Source organism: Polaribacter sp. IC066 (assembly GCF_007997085.1).
Taxonomy (GTDB): domain Bacteria; phylum Bacteroidota; class Bacteroidia; order Flavobacteriales; family Flavobacteriaceae; genus Polaribacter.
The window spans coordinates 77,748-92,651 of sequence record NZ_VORR01000013.1 but is presented as its reverse complement, the minus strand read 5'-3'; the positions used below and the strand labels follow the sequence as shown (position 1 = coordinate 92,651).

The 14,904-nt window shown below is 31.2% G+C and carries 13 protein-coding genes; 5 read left to right on the top strand and 8 right to left on the bottom strand.

Annotation, left to right across the window (positions count from 1 at the left end):
* The coding region (locus ES044_RS06415) for a transposase (RefSeq protein ID WP_147118358.1) at window positions 1-104 on the top strand (104 nt) is incomplete at its 5' end.
* Here the strand turns inward: ES044_RS06415 and ES044_RS06410 are convergent.
* The 7 genes from ES044_RS06410 to ES044_RS06380 all read right to left on the bottom strand — a co-directional run bounded on the left by ES044_RS06410 (window position 90) and on the right by ES044_RS06380 (window position 9,594).
* Window positions 90-1,151 (bottom strand): beta-N-acetylhexosaminidase, encoded by a 1,062-nt coding sequence (locus tag ES044_RS06410; protein ID WP_147118436.1) that lies wholly within the window; start codon window positions 1,149-1,151, stop codon window positions 90-92. The two genes, ES044_RS06415 and ES044_RS06410, sit on opposite strands and share 15 nt — an antisense overlap.
* A 101-nt stretch (window positions 1,152-1,252) precedes the next feature.
* On the bottom strand, window positions 1,253-2,758 hold the full coding sequence (locus ES044_RS06405; protein WP_147118437.1) for a hypothetical protein: 1,506 nt from the start codon (window positions 2,756-2,758) through the stop codon (window positions 1,253-1,255).
* A gap of 9 nt (window positions 2,759-2,767) precedes the next feature.
* Window positions 2,768-5,059, bottom strand: a complete 2,292-nt coding sequence (locus ES044_RS06400) for an FdhF/YdeP family oxidoreductase (protein ID WP_147186954.1) — start codon at window positions 5,057-5,059, stop codon at window positions 2,768-2,770.
* Window positions 5,052-5,858, bottom strand: a complete 807-nt coding sequence (fdhD, locus tag ES044_RS06395; protein ID WP_147186952.1) for a formate dehydrogenase accessory sulfurtransferase FdhD — start codon at window positions 5,856-5,858, stop codon at window positions 5,052-5,054. The genes ES044_RS06400 and fdhD overlap by 8 nt, the downstream gene beginning before the upstream one ends.
* A gap of 188 nt (window positions 5,859-6,046) precedes the next feature.
* Window positions 6,047-7,228, bottom strand: a complete 1,182-nt coding sequence (locus ES044_RS06390) for a THUMP-like domain-containing protein (RefSeq protein ID WP_147118440.1) — start codon at window positions 7,226-7,228, stop codon at window positions 6,047-6,049.
* A gap of 6 nt (window positions 7,229-7,234) precedes the next feature.
* Complete coding sequence (locus ES044_RS06385; RefSeq protein WP_147186950.1) at window positions 7,235-8,317, bottom strand: AI-2E family transporter; 1,083 nt, start codon at window positions 8,315-8,317, stop codon at window positions 7,235-7,237.
* Complete coding sequence (locus tag ES044_RS06380; RefSeq protein ID WP_147118442.1) at window positions 8,317-9,594, bottom strand: hypothetical protein; 1,278 nt, start codon at window positions 9,592-9,594, stop codon at window positions 8,317-8,319. The genes ES044_RS06385 and ES044_RS06380 overlap by 1 nt, the downstream gene beginning before the upstream one ends.
* Window positions 9,595-10,331: 737 nt before the next feature.
* Between ES044_RS06380 and ES044_RS06375 the strand changes: the two genes are divergently transcribed.
* The 4 genes from ES044_RS06375 (at window position 10,332) to mgtE (ending at window position 13,837) form a co-directional block, all read left to right on the top strand.
* The gene (locus ES044_RS06375; RefSeq protein WP_147118443.1) at window positions 10,332-10,856 is read left to right on the top strand and encodes a mechanosensitive ion channel domain-containing protein; all 525 of its coding nucleotides are present in this window, start codon (window positions 10,332-10,334) and stop codon (window positions 10,854-10,856) included.
* A gap of 65 nt (window positions 10,857-10,921) precedes the next feature.
* Complete coding sequence (locus ES044_RS06370) at window positions 10,922-11,710, top strand: mechanosensitive ion channel family protein (RefSeq protein WP_147118444.1); 789 nt, start codon at window positions 10,922-10,924, stop codon at window positions 11,708-11,710.
* 2 nt (window positions 11,711-11,712) lie between these two features.
* Window positions 11,713-12,516, top strand: coding sequence for a CBS domain-containing protein (locus ES044_RS06365; protein ID WP_147118445.1), 804 nt, complete (start codon window positions 11,713-11,715; stop codon window positions 12,514-12,516).
* 7 nt (window positions 12,517-12,523) lie between these two features.
* Window positions 12,524-13,837, top strand: a complete 1,314-nt coding sequence (mgtE, locus tag ES044_RS06360; protein ID WP_147118446.1) for a magnesium transporter — start codon at window positions 12,524-12,526, stop codon at window positions 13,835-13,837.
* A gap of 152 nt (window positions 13,838-13,989) precedes the next feature.
* Here the strand turns inward: mgtE and ES044_RS06355 are convergent, their stop codons facing one another.
* Window positions 13,990-14,859, bottom strand: a complete 870-nt coding sequence (locus ES044_RS06355) for an RluA family pseudouridine synthase (protein ID WP_147118447.1) — start codon at window positions 14,857-14,859, stop codon at window positions 13,990-13,992.
* Window positions 14,860-14,904: the final 45 nt, after the last annotated feature.

Here is a 14,904-nt window from a genome sequence, read left to right as displayed (position 1 = left end):
CGGAAGGATTAAATAGTGTCATGCAATTAGCACGATCTAGAGCTAGAGGTTTCAGGAATATTGATAATTTTTGTAATATGATATATTTCTTAGGGAATCACTAATCCATAACTTTTGGCGAAGAACCAATAAACTTGCAAATCTGCAGGAGTAGCCAAGTTATTTTGTTTCATATATTTTTGAACAGATGCAGAAGATTTCCAATGATTATATTTTACTTCATCGCCACCAATATGGATTATTTTAGACGGAAAAAGTGCCATTACTTCATCTAAAACATCTGTTAAAAACTGATAAGTTCTCTCGTTTGTAACATCGTAGACATCTTTGCCAACGCCAAATTTTATAGGCACTTCAATTTCTTCTCTAGATGTCCCTAACCAAGGATAAGAGGCAATTGCGGCTGTAGAGTGTCCTGGCATTTCTATTTCTGGCACAACGGTTATATGTCTTTCTTTGGCATAGGCTATAATTTCTTTTATTTCTTTTTGCGTATAAAAACCTTCATGTGGTTCTGCCGATTGCATGGGGCTTTCCCATTGTAAAGGACCAATTTGAGTGCTTTTTCTTTTAGAACCAATGGTGGTTAATTTAGGATATTTTTTTATTTCAATTCGCCAACCTTGGTCATCCACCAAATGCCAATGAAAGATATTCATTTTTAAAAACGCCATTTCATCTAATAACATTTTTACTTGTTTCATTCCTTTAAAATAACGGGCTTCATCTAACATAAAAGACCTCCATTTAAACCGAGGAGTATCTTTTATTTTTATTTCTTTTATCTTTATATAGTTCTCATATTTAGAGTAATAAGAGTTGTAAGAACAAATTTGCATTAGGGTTTGTGTTGCATAAAACCAACCCGTATTATTTTTAGCACAAATAATAATTTTATCTTCAGAAACCGACAATTCGTAGCCTTCATCAGACAAGTTTTCATCTACTTGAAACGTGATAAAATTCTTTTTTAAACTTTGATAATTTGTTGTTTTCGGATTAATACCAAAATCATTTTTAAAATATTCTTGTAAATTATGCGCAATATTTTCACTAGCTGCATCAAAAACAATTTGTGTTTCTGCGCTAATTCTAATTGATTGCCAGTTATTATGAGTTGCGGTCGCGGTGTTATCTGTATTTCTTGCGATTTGATGATTTTTGAGTTTAAAAGAAGTAGAAAGCTAAAAAGTAAGAGGGTTTTGAATTTCATCTAAATATTTGATTATAAGGTGTAAAATAGGCTTTTTTATCAATTCATTTTTAAAAATGATATGTGATATTTTAATCCGAAGTTTAAAAATGTATTACTTAACTCGCCTCCTTTAGCTTTTACATAACCGCCGGCAGCTCTAAAACTTAAAGCATCACTTAAAACATAATTAAAGCCAGCACTTGGTTTTAAAATTAAACCTTGTCCTGTACTAATTCCACCACCACCCGCAGCACCGCCTAAAGCTTGTGCAAAAAGTACTATTTTATTTTTGATGATAGGGTTTGATCTCGTTCCAAAACCAACAATTCCCTCGCCATAAGCACCAGCATCGCCAAAATTTGCAAATGAAGTTTGCCCTGCAACATAAAGATTCTTGTTCAAATCAAAATTAATTTGAAGTGATATTTGATGCATATTTTGTTCAATTCCTGTGTCTCTTTTTGCGTTAAAATAAATATCATGTTTTGTAATGACTTCAAAACCTTTAAATTTTCCGTTGCTATATTTTTCATCAGCTTTTATGCCATTTCTATCAATATAATATTTTAGGCCAATACCATAAGAAGAGGTATAAAAATGTGAATTAAGACTCATAATATAGCCTTTATTTATGGCGATATAAACATCGCCAAATATTTTTTGTTCAATAGAAATATCAGGATAAATTAAAAAACCACCTTGCGTATCTATTCCGCCGCCGCCAGCTGCACCAGCGCCAAATTTTGCAAGAATGTTTGTGTTGTTTTTGTTGAAGGATACATGATAACCACCACCTAAAAACACATCCATAAAACCGGCTTTTATGCCATCAAAAGCACCATCTACTTTTAAAAATGCAAACCAGTTTTCAGAAAAGTAAGACGCGAGTTCAAATCCTGCTAATCGTATCGTTTTTCCGCTATTGATTCCTTGGGTATTGCCTTTAATTCTTAAATTATTCACATGAAATAGTAATGAAGTTCTTTTAGAATTGATGTTCCAATCAGATTTTTGTAGTTCAGCAAAACTAAATTCGTCTTCAGAAAACGTGTACTTTGAATATGAGTAGTTTAAAGGTATTTCTAAACTTAAATTTAATTGATGTCCTTTTATATGCCCACCGTCAAAAAAATCAACATAACTCCAACCTGAATTAACAGAGAAGTTTTTAAAATCATAGCCAACATTAAAATGGGGTAAGATAAAGGCACCACCGCCATCTGGAGCACCTGCGCCGCCGCCGCCGCCAAAATGAAAACCAGTATCAACATAGAATTTGTCGTCTATATATTTTTTAATTCCAGCATTTACACCTAAAGTAAAAAAGCCACCCTTATTACCCGTTATTGCGCCGTAAATACCCAAACCTACATAAGACCAGTCATTTAGCATTAGGTTATAATGAATACCTGAATAGCCCATGTTTGGGTCGTTATCGGGCATGCCAATAGAAAGAAAATCTATTTTTGCAAAGGCCTTTTGAGTTTTCTTTTCAGGAACATTCTCTTTTTGTGCCAGAAGAAATTGACTTGAAAATAGAAGAACAAATAATATTTTTTTCATAGGATAAAATTATCTCTTTTTGATAGAAATGACGACCGTTTTTGAAGTAGGAGTATTGCTAATCGTTGCAGTACTTTTTAAAGGCACCAAAACATTTGCTTCCGGAAAATAAGTTGCTGTGCATTGTGTAGGAATGTTATAAGGAATTGCTAAAAAACCGGTAGCTTCTCTTTCTTCTCCATTAAAATGACTTGTTAAATCTACAAGATCTAATTTTTCTAAATGCATTTTTTTCATATCCTCTGCATTCATAAAAATAACTCTTCGCTCATTTAAAACACCTCTATATCGGTCATCTAAACCGTAAATTGTGGTGTTATATTGATCGTGCGTTCTTATGGTCATCATTATAAATTGATTTTTTTCTAGTTCAATTTCAGAGGGAGTATTAACACTAAAATTAGCTTTTCCGGTGGACGATGTATCAAACTTATTTTCTCTATTATTGTTTGGTAAATAGAAACCACCTTTAATTCTTACACGCTTATTGTACGCATCAAAACCATCAATAGTCGCCTCTATTTTATCACGAATAAGATCGTAATTAGCAACTAATTCGGTGTAATTAGTTGCTGAATTTTTTAAAGTAGCAGTGGCTAAACCGCCAACAATAGCAGCTTCACTTAAAATATCTTCAGAACAAGGTTCTAAATGTCCTTGAGATTTATGAACAATACCCATAGAATTTTCTACAGAAACAAACTGTTCTCCAGTACTTTGCAAATCTGTTTCAGACCTGCCTAAACATGGTAAAATTAAGGCTTTTTTACCATGAATTAAATGACTTCTATTCAGTTTTGTAGAAACATGAACGGTTAAATTACAGCCACGCAAAGCTTCTGCCGTAAACTCTGTATCTGGCGTAGCAGAAATAAAATTACCACCCATACCAAAAAATACTTTTGCTTTTTTAGCGTGCATTGCTTCGATGGCATTCACCACATCAAAACCATGTTTTCTGGGCGCTTTAAAATGAAAGTTAGCTTCTAATTTATCTAAAAAAGAATCTGGCATTTTTTCCCAAATCCCCATAGTTCTATCTCCCTGAACGTTTGAGTGCCCGCGCACAGGGCAAGTACCAGCACCTTTTTTACCAATACTACCTTTTAGCAAAAGAATATTTACGATTTCTCTAATATTATCAACCGCATTTTTGTGTTGGGTTAGGCCCATGGCCCAACAAATAATAATTTTTTTACTGTTGATGATTACATGAGCGGCTTCTTTTATTTTTTCAAGTGATATGCCTGTTTGCGGCACTAAATCATCAATTGAATACGATTCTAAATCATTTAAAAGAGCATCAATACCCGCAGTTTTTTTTGCGATAAAGTCGTAATCAAAAACAGCATACGGCGTATCTTCTTCTTGTTTTAGCATCAATTTTAAGATGATTTTTAACAACGCTACATCACCATTTATTTTTACCTGTAAAAATACATCTGTTAAATCTTGTCCAGAACCCAACCATTTTAAAGGGTTTTGTGGGTCTTTAAAATTCATTAAACCAACTTCTGGTAGCGGATTTATGGTAATAATTTTACTTCCTTTTTTCTTGGCATCACTTAAAGCCGTTAGCATTCTTGGATGATTAGTGCCAGGGTTTTGCCCCATAACAATCACTAAATCTGTGTGCTTAAAATCATCTAAAGTTACAGACCCTTTGCCAATGCCTAACGTTTCTGTGAGTGCCGCTCCGCTAGACTCGTGGCACATATTAGAGCAATCTGGCAAGTTGTTAGTACCAAACTGACGCACAAATAGTTGATATAAAAAAGCGGCTTCATTACTGGTTCTGCCAGAGGTATAAAAAATAGCTTCATCTGGCGAGTCTAAAGCGTTTAATTCGTCTGAAATTAAATGAAAAGCATCTTTCCAAGAAATTTCTTTATAGTGAGTAGCGCCCTCTGGCAAATATACAGGATGTGTAATTCTACCTTTTTTGCCAATGTCAAAGTCAGAGAGTTCTGCTAGATCTTTAACCGAATAGGTTGAAAAAAACATCGGCGAAATTTTATTTTTAGTAGCTTCTTCTGCCACAGCTTTTGCACCATTTTCGCAATATTCTGCTAAAAACGCTCGTTTTTCATCAGGATCTGGCCATGCACAACCTGGGCAATCAAAACCATCTTTTTGGTTTAGGTTTTTTAATAAACCAATCCCTTTAATGATGCCTACTTCGTTTTTAATATGGTTTAAAGCAGACGCAATTGCTTTTGCACCCACAGCAGATTTCGGAATTTTTTGAAGTTTAATTCCTGTTAATTTTTCTGGTGGTTGTGCATTTGTCTTTTTAATCATTCTTAACAGTGTTTATAACATTTGAATGCGCATAAATGGTCATTTTCTGATTTCTAGTAAACCCAATCAAACAAATTCCGAATTCTTTAGCAAAATCTACCGCCAATGAAGAACAAGCAGAAATAGCAACAATAACGCCAATTTTAGCAATAAAAGCTTTGGTTACAATTTCATAAGAAACCCTGCCACTCACTAATAAATAATGTGCATTATTTAAGGTTTGTTTTTGAAGCAAATCGCCCACCGTTTTATCAACAGCGTTATGTCTTCCTAAATCTTCTTTAACCGATAATAATTCTTCATTTTTATTAAAGATTGCCGCGGCATGGCTTCCTCCAGATTTCTTAAAAGTTTCTTGAAAATGACTCATTACAACATACATTTTATGCAAACTATCTGAAGAAATAAAGCTGTCTTGTTGCAAACTTTTACCATCAACCTTTAAATCTTGTAGTTTTGTTTTTCCGCAAATGCCACAAGAAGAAACCGAAAGTAAAGTTCGTTTATTTAAATATCCTTTTCTTAAATCTTCTTTATTAATGGCAACATTAATAATACTTGGTATTGTAGTGTCTTCTTTTTCAATGGTATAAATTAAATTTTCGTTTTTTTTATAAATATCTTCTGCATATAATAAGCCCCTAATTAATTCGAAATCGTCGTTAGGAGTTCTCATAACCACTGTATAGGGTTCACCGTTAATATTTATTTGAAGTGGAGCTTCGATGACAAGAAAATCGTCAATTTTGGTATGATTTTTTAAGGATACTTTTACACCCTGATAACTAGCTATTTGCATAAAACCTAAAAGTTAATCTTCTTTACAAAGCTAGTTAAAAACGAGTAGTATAAAAAAAAAGTCTCGATATAAAATTGAGACTTACGTTTTAGTACTTTAAGTGCTCTAAAAATAGCAGATAAAACAGCTAAAAATTTTGCTATATACTTGCTTTTTAAAGTAAAACAAGAGGTAATAACTCGATTTAACTATTTTGTGGTTTTTTTACAAATAATTAATTTAGGCTTGTTATGCTGATCTGTTGTTAAAAATAGATAAACATCGCCACCTTCTTTTATTTTTGTTTCTTTTCTAAATTGAGCCACTGTTTTTGGGAAATTTCTTGTAGTAATATTCGCTTTTTTTTCTGGTAAAAGTTTTAAAAGTCTTTTTTTATCATAAGAAAGAGTCGTTTCAATTGTAAAAACTCTACCCGGAAAGTCAATTAACTTTTCTGATGTATATAAATGTGCATGTTGATGCAATTTATAAAGATTTAATTTTTTTGAAATTTGATGAAAACCACCAGATTTTAAAATAGCACTATTGGGTTCATATAAATACGTTAAAGGAGCTGAATATTCAGAGGATACTTCTTCTAGATACTCAAAATTAAACGTTTCTGTAAACTCTTTTTTAACGTTGCTTGTTTTTATTTTGATGGTGTTGATATAGTCTTTTTCTAATAAGAAAAGCACTTCTTTTACTTCGTTATGTACCGCAATAATATGAACTTCTTTTACATTTTTTAATTCATTAATGGTATTTGTTATGTCTAAAATTGGCGAAACTTTGATAAGGATATTTGTTGTTTTTGTAAATAAAAAATCAATTTTAGGCGGAATGTAAGGTTGGCAATCTTTTAGTAAAAACACTTTTTCTTTTACATCATTTCTTCTTGATGGATCTATGTAAATGCAATCAAAAAAATCGGTAGTATCTTTTAAAAAATCAAGACCGTTTCCTGAAAAAGTGTTAATATGAGGTGTTTTTAATTGTTGATAATTATGTTTTACAATGGTTGATACATCTTGATTAATTTCGCAGTGAATAACCTTTTTAAACTGTTTAGAAAAATAGTAGCAGTCAACACCAAAACCACCGGTAATATCAATGATCGTATCACCAGAAATAATTTCTGATTTGTAGGTTGCCGTAGTTTCTGATGAAGCTTGTTCGATACTTATTTTTGCTGGATAATAGATGTTTTCGGCTAAAAACCAAGTCGGTAATTTCTTTTCTGATTTTTGTTTTGATAAAATTTGATTGGCTAATTCTTGAACAGAAACATCTGGAAAGGGACTCCCTTTTAAAATCAATTTTGTGATGTCGGTTTTTAAATGATCGACAATAAATTGCTGCACATTTTTATGTAGGATATTTAAATTCAAACGAAATTATATATTTTTAGTTAACGATTTTACGATTTTATTATCGGCTAAAAACTCTTTTAAAATTACTTTTAAAGCTGTGTAACAAGGCACCGCAGTGATCATGCCAATAACGCCAAAAAGTAAGCCACCAATAATAATGATTAAGAAAATTTCTAGCGGATGCGATTTTGTGGTTTTCGAAAAAATAACAGGCTGACTTATAAAATTATCAACTAATTGTGCCAAACTGTAAAAAAATAAAATCCATAAAGAAGTTGGTAAAATTTCTGTTTGAAAATCTAAACCAATATTACTTGTCATGGATAAGAAAAACACCAATATAGCGCCGATAACAGGACCTACATACGGTATTAAATTTAACAAAGCGCATAAAAAAGCAATCACAACAGCGTTAGAAATGCTAAAACTTACTAAAATGATGGTGTACAAAATAAAGAGAATGGTAATTTGTATAATTAACCCGATAAAGTATTTAGATAATAAATGATTGATGGTTTCTAGAGAATGAGAGAACCGATTCTCTGTTTTGTTCGGGATTATTGTTAAAACACCTTGTTTTAAGATTCCGCTATCTTTCATAAAGAAAAAAGAGATAAATAAAATAGAGAAAAGCCCAATACTTAAAGAACCTACTGCACCAATAATTGTATTGAATAGGTTAGGAATGGTTTCAAAATGAGATGCAAAATTAATATTTTCTAACTCTTTTAAAACATCAATTCCTTTTGATGAAAAATAAGCAATTGTTTGCGTAAAAATATCTTGAATGTTTGCTTGTAATTTATCGACTTCTAAAAGCGATAAATTTTTTCCTTGCTCAATAACAAGAGGAATAAATAATACCACCAAACCAGTTAATAAGCTCAACATTAAAAACATGGTGGTAACGACTGCCACTGTGTTTGGTAATTTTAGTTTGTTTCTTAACATCAAAATAACCGGACGCCCTATTAATGATAAGATTGCGGCAATGATAATGTATACAATTACAGATTGAATTTTAACTAAAAAATAGAGTAGTAAGAGCACACCTAAAATAATTGAGATGGCTCTTAAAATTCCGTTTGCAATTGTTTTAGCGTGCATTAATTATATCCTTTTACTTCGCCCATACTTAATTTTCCTCCGTTGCCAAAAGTATGATTTGTTGGCAGTAATGTACCACTTTCTGTGGTAATCCAATCTTCCCAAGTGGCAGAAACACCATTCATTTTCATACTTGGTACAAACATTTTGTAGCTTTTAGGTACAAAAGCGGAGTCTAAAATCCATAAATAAGAATCTCCAGGAGTAGATCCGCCAGTCATATATTTTACAAAAAGAGCGTCTTTACCCGCTACTTTTTGAACTGTTCTAATTACATTATCATCAAATAATTTATGAGGCGCAACGAGCCAAAAACTATCGTTGTTAAAAATATCCCAAGCTCTTGTTATAATTTCTTCATCAGTAATTTCTTGCTTTTCACCATCAAAGAAAACCGTACTTTTTTCTAGATCTCTTGTGTGTAAATTAACTCGAAAAGATTCCCAAGAAACATCGGCAATATTATTTTCTTTATCCCATTTAAAAGCTCTTTTGCCACCAAAACTCCATTCTAAAAAGTTTGTTTTTTTGTAAGCTTCGTGATCAATTGCTTTTAAAACTTTATGCGCCAATTTATTGGCGTTTTCATTATAGGCTTTTACATTTCCCATTGGTATTTGCAAATCTAATAGTGAAAGGGTATGACTTTTTGGTAGTTTTATGCCAGATTCTGTGTTTTTCCAATCTCCCCAAGTAGCAGAAATTCCTCCTATGGGAATAATGCTGGTCCACATTTTAAAAGAAGTAGGCATATAATTATCATCTAAAATCCATAAATAAGAATCGCCAGGTGTAGAGCCGCCAGAAGTATAGGTAATAAGCAAAGCATCTTTACCCTCATGATTTACAATGCGTCTTTCTGTGCCAACATCAAATATTTTGTAAGGTGCAACCAACCAAAAAGAGTCGTTGTTAAAAAAGTCTGTTGCTGTTTGTACTATTTCTTGATTATCAACCTTCTTACTATTTACAAAAACTTCAGATTTTTTTGGTTGTTTTGTGTTTAAAATCACCTTGTTTTCATCCCAAGAAACTTCAACCTTATTTTTCTCTTTATGCCATTTGTAAAAATTAGTACCCCTAAAACTCCATTCTATAATTTCGGTATTTTCAAAAGTATCGTGGTTTATTGCGTTGAACATTTTAATAGCTAAAGCATCTGCTTCTTTGCCTTTTTTGCCTTCTGGTACTGCTTCGTTTTTTGTGAAATACAAAATAGTACCAGCTACAATGAATAGTAAAAGGAGCGCGCCTAAAAGTTTAAAAAATTTCTTCATCTTGATTGTTAAAAATTAGGAGACAAATTTATTACTTTTTAAAAGAACATATTTATTTTGAGGCTACTAATCTAAAACATGCTTTTATATTTCGTTTTTTTTAGTCTTTTTTTTGAAATTGAGGTTGTCTTTAAAAAAAGAAATTTAAAATTTAAGAAAACAGTTTTATTAAGTATCAGTGTTTGAAAAGAATCAATCTTACAAAACCTTGCTTTGAAATCCATGTAAAAGAAGAGTTTTAATAGAAAGTAGAAATTTATATGAGGGATTTTTTTTTAAAAAAATTGATAAAATCTTTAGATAGCTGACTTTTAGGTTGATTTTAATTGAGTAAAACTCAATTTTTAAAAATAACGAAGCCTTGATTATAAAATTGTAGGTTGTACCAATCCTGTTTTTTTTATTAAATCTGTTCTCGAATTTAGTGCGATCTTGGGTGTACTACTTCTAAACGCTGCCTAGAAATAGTATAGAGAATGTACTTTTTTGATGCCTCGATAACTTAGCCTCGAAATTGTTCTTGTAATTAAAGAAATAAAAATTTACAGAATTTACAGGTTTATATACCTATAAATCAATACAATAAGTGTAATTATCGAAGTTTTAAATAGCTGAAAGTTATAGTTGAACAAATTATTTAGTCTAAAATATTTTTATAAAAAAACTATTTTCTATAATGCAAATTACGATTAACTTTGTGCGGGTAATTATGGTACTTTATTTTGGCTTTTAATCTTATGGAAATTTATTATAGTAAAATTATAGAATCAGTTGTTGTTTTAATCTTATTTGTGTTTGCAAGACTAATAACTCAAAAGCTTATCAACAGAACAATTAAAAGACAATTAATTCAAAAATCGAGAAGTCAAATCATAAAAAAAGCTATTAGTTTTATCATCATTCTCATCTTTTTAACCATTCTATTGGTCATTTGGGGCGTTAAACAATCTGATTTGGCCGTTTTCGTCGGTTCCGTTCTTACCGTTATTGGTGTTGCTATGTTTGCACAATGGTCTATTCTCTCTAATATTACCGCTAGTATTGTGCTATTTTTTAATCATTCTGTAAAAATAGGCGATACAATAGCCATTATGGAAGGCAAAGAATATGAAATTCAAGGAAAAATTTTAGATATTGGTTTGTTTTTTATCACTTTAGAAACCGTTGGAACATCCGAAGAAATAACATTACCCAATAATACTTTTTTACAAAAAACAATTAGAAAAGTAGCGAGTAGCGCAGATGTTATCAATCAATTATAATCGTTGTTTTACTACAACTGAAAAAAGAATGAAGAAAATATTTAAAAATAATTTAAAATACCTTTATGGAGGAAATTAATGTAATGTTTCAACGGCTAAAAGGTGATTTGTTTCTATTTATTCCCAACCTTATTGTATCCATAGTTGTTTTAGGCGTTGGGTATTTGATAGCGCGTTTGGCAAAATACTTTGTCATAAAATTATTCAGTTATTTAAGCAAATTGGGGAGCAGAAAATTTGGCAATCTTAATTTAAAACAAGCCGGTTTTTTTCTAGGAACTGCTTTCTTTTGGCTAATTATATTTTCTAGTATCTTACTAGTAACAGATATTTTAGGGCTTACTGTTTTAACAAACTGGTTTCAAAGCATTATCCATTATATTCCGAACATCCTTGCGGCAATCTTAATTGTTTTTGCCTCTATTGTACTTGGTAATTTAGTGTCTGATTTAATTGTATCCATAGGAAAAAAAACAGGATTGTATTACAGTGATGCACTCTTAAAATTTATTCGATTTATATTTCTTTCTTTAGCAATTATTATTGCTTTAGACCAAATTGGAATAGAAATTTCTTTACTAGTTAATATTATAGATATTGTTTTGGCAGCATTATTATTTGGTGGAGCTTTTGCATTTGGCTTAGGAGCAAGAACTTCTATCAGCAATATTTTAGCTTGTTATTATGTTCGTAAAAGATATAAAGTAGGCGATCAAGTGCAAGTTGGTAAAACAAAAGGTAGAATTATTCAAATTGATACGACAAGTGTAATTTTAGAAAATGAAGTCGGACAAGTTTTAATCCCTGCAAAAGTATTTAACGAATCGAAATCTTACCTTATCAAAACAAATTAATCATGACAAATAATCAAACCATATTAAATGATTTTATAAGTAAACAACCTTTTGCAGCGGCACAAACATTAGAGAGATTGAGCAGTAAAGCGGTAGCAGATTTTATACAAACGGTGTCTTTAGCAAAATGTGTATGCTTGTTAAGCCTAATGAACGCTCGTAAAGCTGCTGATTGTTTTGTGTTTTTACCAATAAAAAAAACGACAGAAATAATAGAAAAAGGAGAAGTTCATTTTATAACTGCTGTATTAATGTTGTTAGAAAATACAGTGCAAGAAAGTCTTTTAGCGAAAGTGTCTAAAGAAAAGAAAGCGATTTTAAAACTTAAAATGGATCATGAACCTAACTCTGTAGGTGCTTTAATGGAAACAGTATTGAGTGTGAACAAAGAAATGTCTGTAAGAGAGGCTGTTCAAATAGTAAAGAGAAATTCAGAAAAAGAAGATTTTTATTTATATGTTGTAGATTTAGAGGGCAATTTTGAAGGAATTGTAAGATTAAAAGAACTTTTACTTGCCAAGAAAAATGCTTCTTTAGAAGATTTAATGATTTCTAAAATCCTAAAATTATCACCAGAAATACCAATTAAAAGTATTTTGAATTATAATTCTTGGTTAGAATATCATCACATACCTGTTGTAGATAAATTCGAAAAACTTTTAGGAGCTTTAGCTTATAAAAGATCCATCGAATTTACGGAGGATATTAGTAATTCATCCAATGAAAAAGTGATGGAAACAGGAAGTGCACTTGGTGAATTGTATAGAATTGGTTTAACAGGAATCTTAAAAAGTGTAAGTAATTAAAGGCCTTATGAAATTAAAAACAGATAAAGTAGAAAGCGAATTATACACGGATTATTTTTTAAAGTTTCCTAAAGATGCTGCACATACTTTAGATACTTTTTCTGCGGATATTGTTTTACAGTATTTAAAAGAATTACCTGCAGAAAATGCAAGAGCAATTTTTTTTCAGCTAAATTCTGAATTAATTACAGAACTACTTTTAGAAATAGATGACGAATTATTTAAAGAATTATTCTTTAAAGTAAATACGCATTTAGCTGCTCGTTTATTTTCTTCTTTAGAAAAAGATGATGTTACCAGTAAACTTGCGTTATTAACAGATATCGTTTCTAGAGAAATTTTAGATTTTTTAAACTTTAAAGAAGATACTGCAGGTTATTTAATGGAAACAGACATGGTTACTTTTCATGCAGATAATGTAGTTGATGACGTATTGACCAGAATTAGAAAAATTGGTAAAAAAAATATCATGGTCATTTATATTGTAGATGAAGAAGGTAAGTTATTAGGAAAAGTGCCTATTCAATATATTGCAATTTCTGCCCCAAATGAAAAGTTAGAAAGCATCATGAAAGCTGCACCTTTTATAGATGCTATGGTTTCTAGAGAAGAAGTTTTAGAAGCGATTGAAAAGGAAGATCTTTTGCAAATACCCGTTACAGATATTAATCATATTCTTTTGGGTATTATTAGAAACGATACTTTAATGTCTGCTTCTAAACAAGAAATTACCGAAAATTTACAATCGATGTTTGGTGCCGGTAAAGAAGAACAAGCGTTGTCTAAATGGACGTTTGCTGTTAAAAAAAGATTGCCTTGGTTACAAGTAAATTTGGCAACTGCGTTTTTAGCATCTATGGTTGTTGGTTTGTTTGAAGAAACCATTGCGAAAATTACAATTCTTGCCATTTTTTTACCAGTAGTTGCTGGGCAATCAGGAAACACTGGTTCACAAGCTTTAGCGGTAACGATTAGAGGTTTAGCGTTAAAAGAAATAAGAATTTCTCAATGGTTTAGAGTTGCTAAAAAAGAAATCATGGTTGGTTTTGTAAATGGTGTTGCGGTGGCTTTAACCACAGGAATTATCGTTTATTTTTGGACTTCCTCATTAGGAATAGGAATTGTTATCGCAATTTCAATGGTAATTTCTATGCTAATAGCAGGTTTTGCGGGTGCTATAATTCCGATTGGTTTAAAAGCAATTGGGCAAGATCCGGCAACATCATCTTCCATTATTTTAACAACGGTTACAGATATTTGTGGTTTTTTAAGTTTTTTAGGATTGGCTTCTGCGCTTTCTTCGGTTTTGGGAATTGTTTAGACATTTAAAGTTTTTTTTATTTTTTGACAATTTGTAATTGATTTTAAATAAAGAAAAACACAATATGGCGTCATGTCTACTTTAGGAGAAATCACAAAATTGCAGATAAAATAACCGTTAGAAAAATTTATATTGGGCATCAGAAAGATATTTTAAATATAATACTCAGCAAAAATTTTCGTAAACTTTTTAGGCAGTTCTTTTGTAATTGAAATTTTCTCTTTCGTAAACGGATGTATAAATTCTAAAGCAGCTGCATGCAAGTATAAGCCTTTTCCGTTTAAAACTTTATTTTCTAAAAAGTATTCTTTATCGCCTAAAATAGGGTTTTTGATGGCTAATAAATGTTTTCTTAATTGATGTTTTCTTCCTGTTTTTGGCGATAGTTTTACCAAGTTTAAAAACTCAAAACGTTCAGATTTTACAGATTGTAAAACTTCATAGTTTGTAAAAGCTTCTTTTTTATCAATTTGAGAATTTATATGTCCTTGAGTTTGCATGACACCAAGGGTAATTGCAAAATAAGTTTTCTGAATTTTTTTGTGTTCAAATAACTCACCTAATTGCTGAATTGCAGCACTCGTTTTTCCGATTACTAAAACACCACTTGTTGGGTAATCTAATCGGTGAATTGGTTGTGGTTTTACAGCATCAGGTTGATTGCTTTTTTTTAAGTTTTGAGCTAATCCGTTTGCAATGGTTACAAATTTGTTTCCGCTGACTACTATTCCTGAAGGTTTATAAATGATCGCTAAATAGTTATCTTCAAATAAGACTTCTATATCTAACTTTAATCTTTCGAAATTGGATGATTTTTCTGATTGGTACAAATCAATTTTTTCACCACCAGAAACATATTTTGAGGTCATTGCAACGATGCCATCAATAAAAATAAGCTCTTTTTTAATCGCTTTTTTAATACCTGATTTTGTTGGAATTGTCTTGAAAATTCCTACTGCATATTCTTGAAAACGGATAGGTTCTTTTTGGCTCAGTGCAATATGGGTTTCAATCATATTCAATAGTTTATTGTGGTTTAAAGATCAAAAAATAATTCCCGCTTTTGC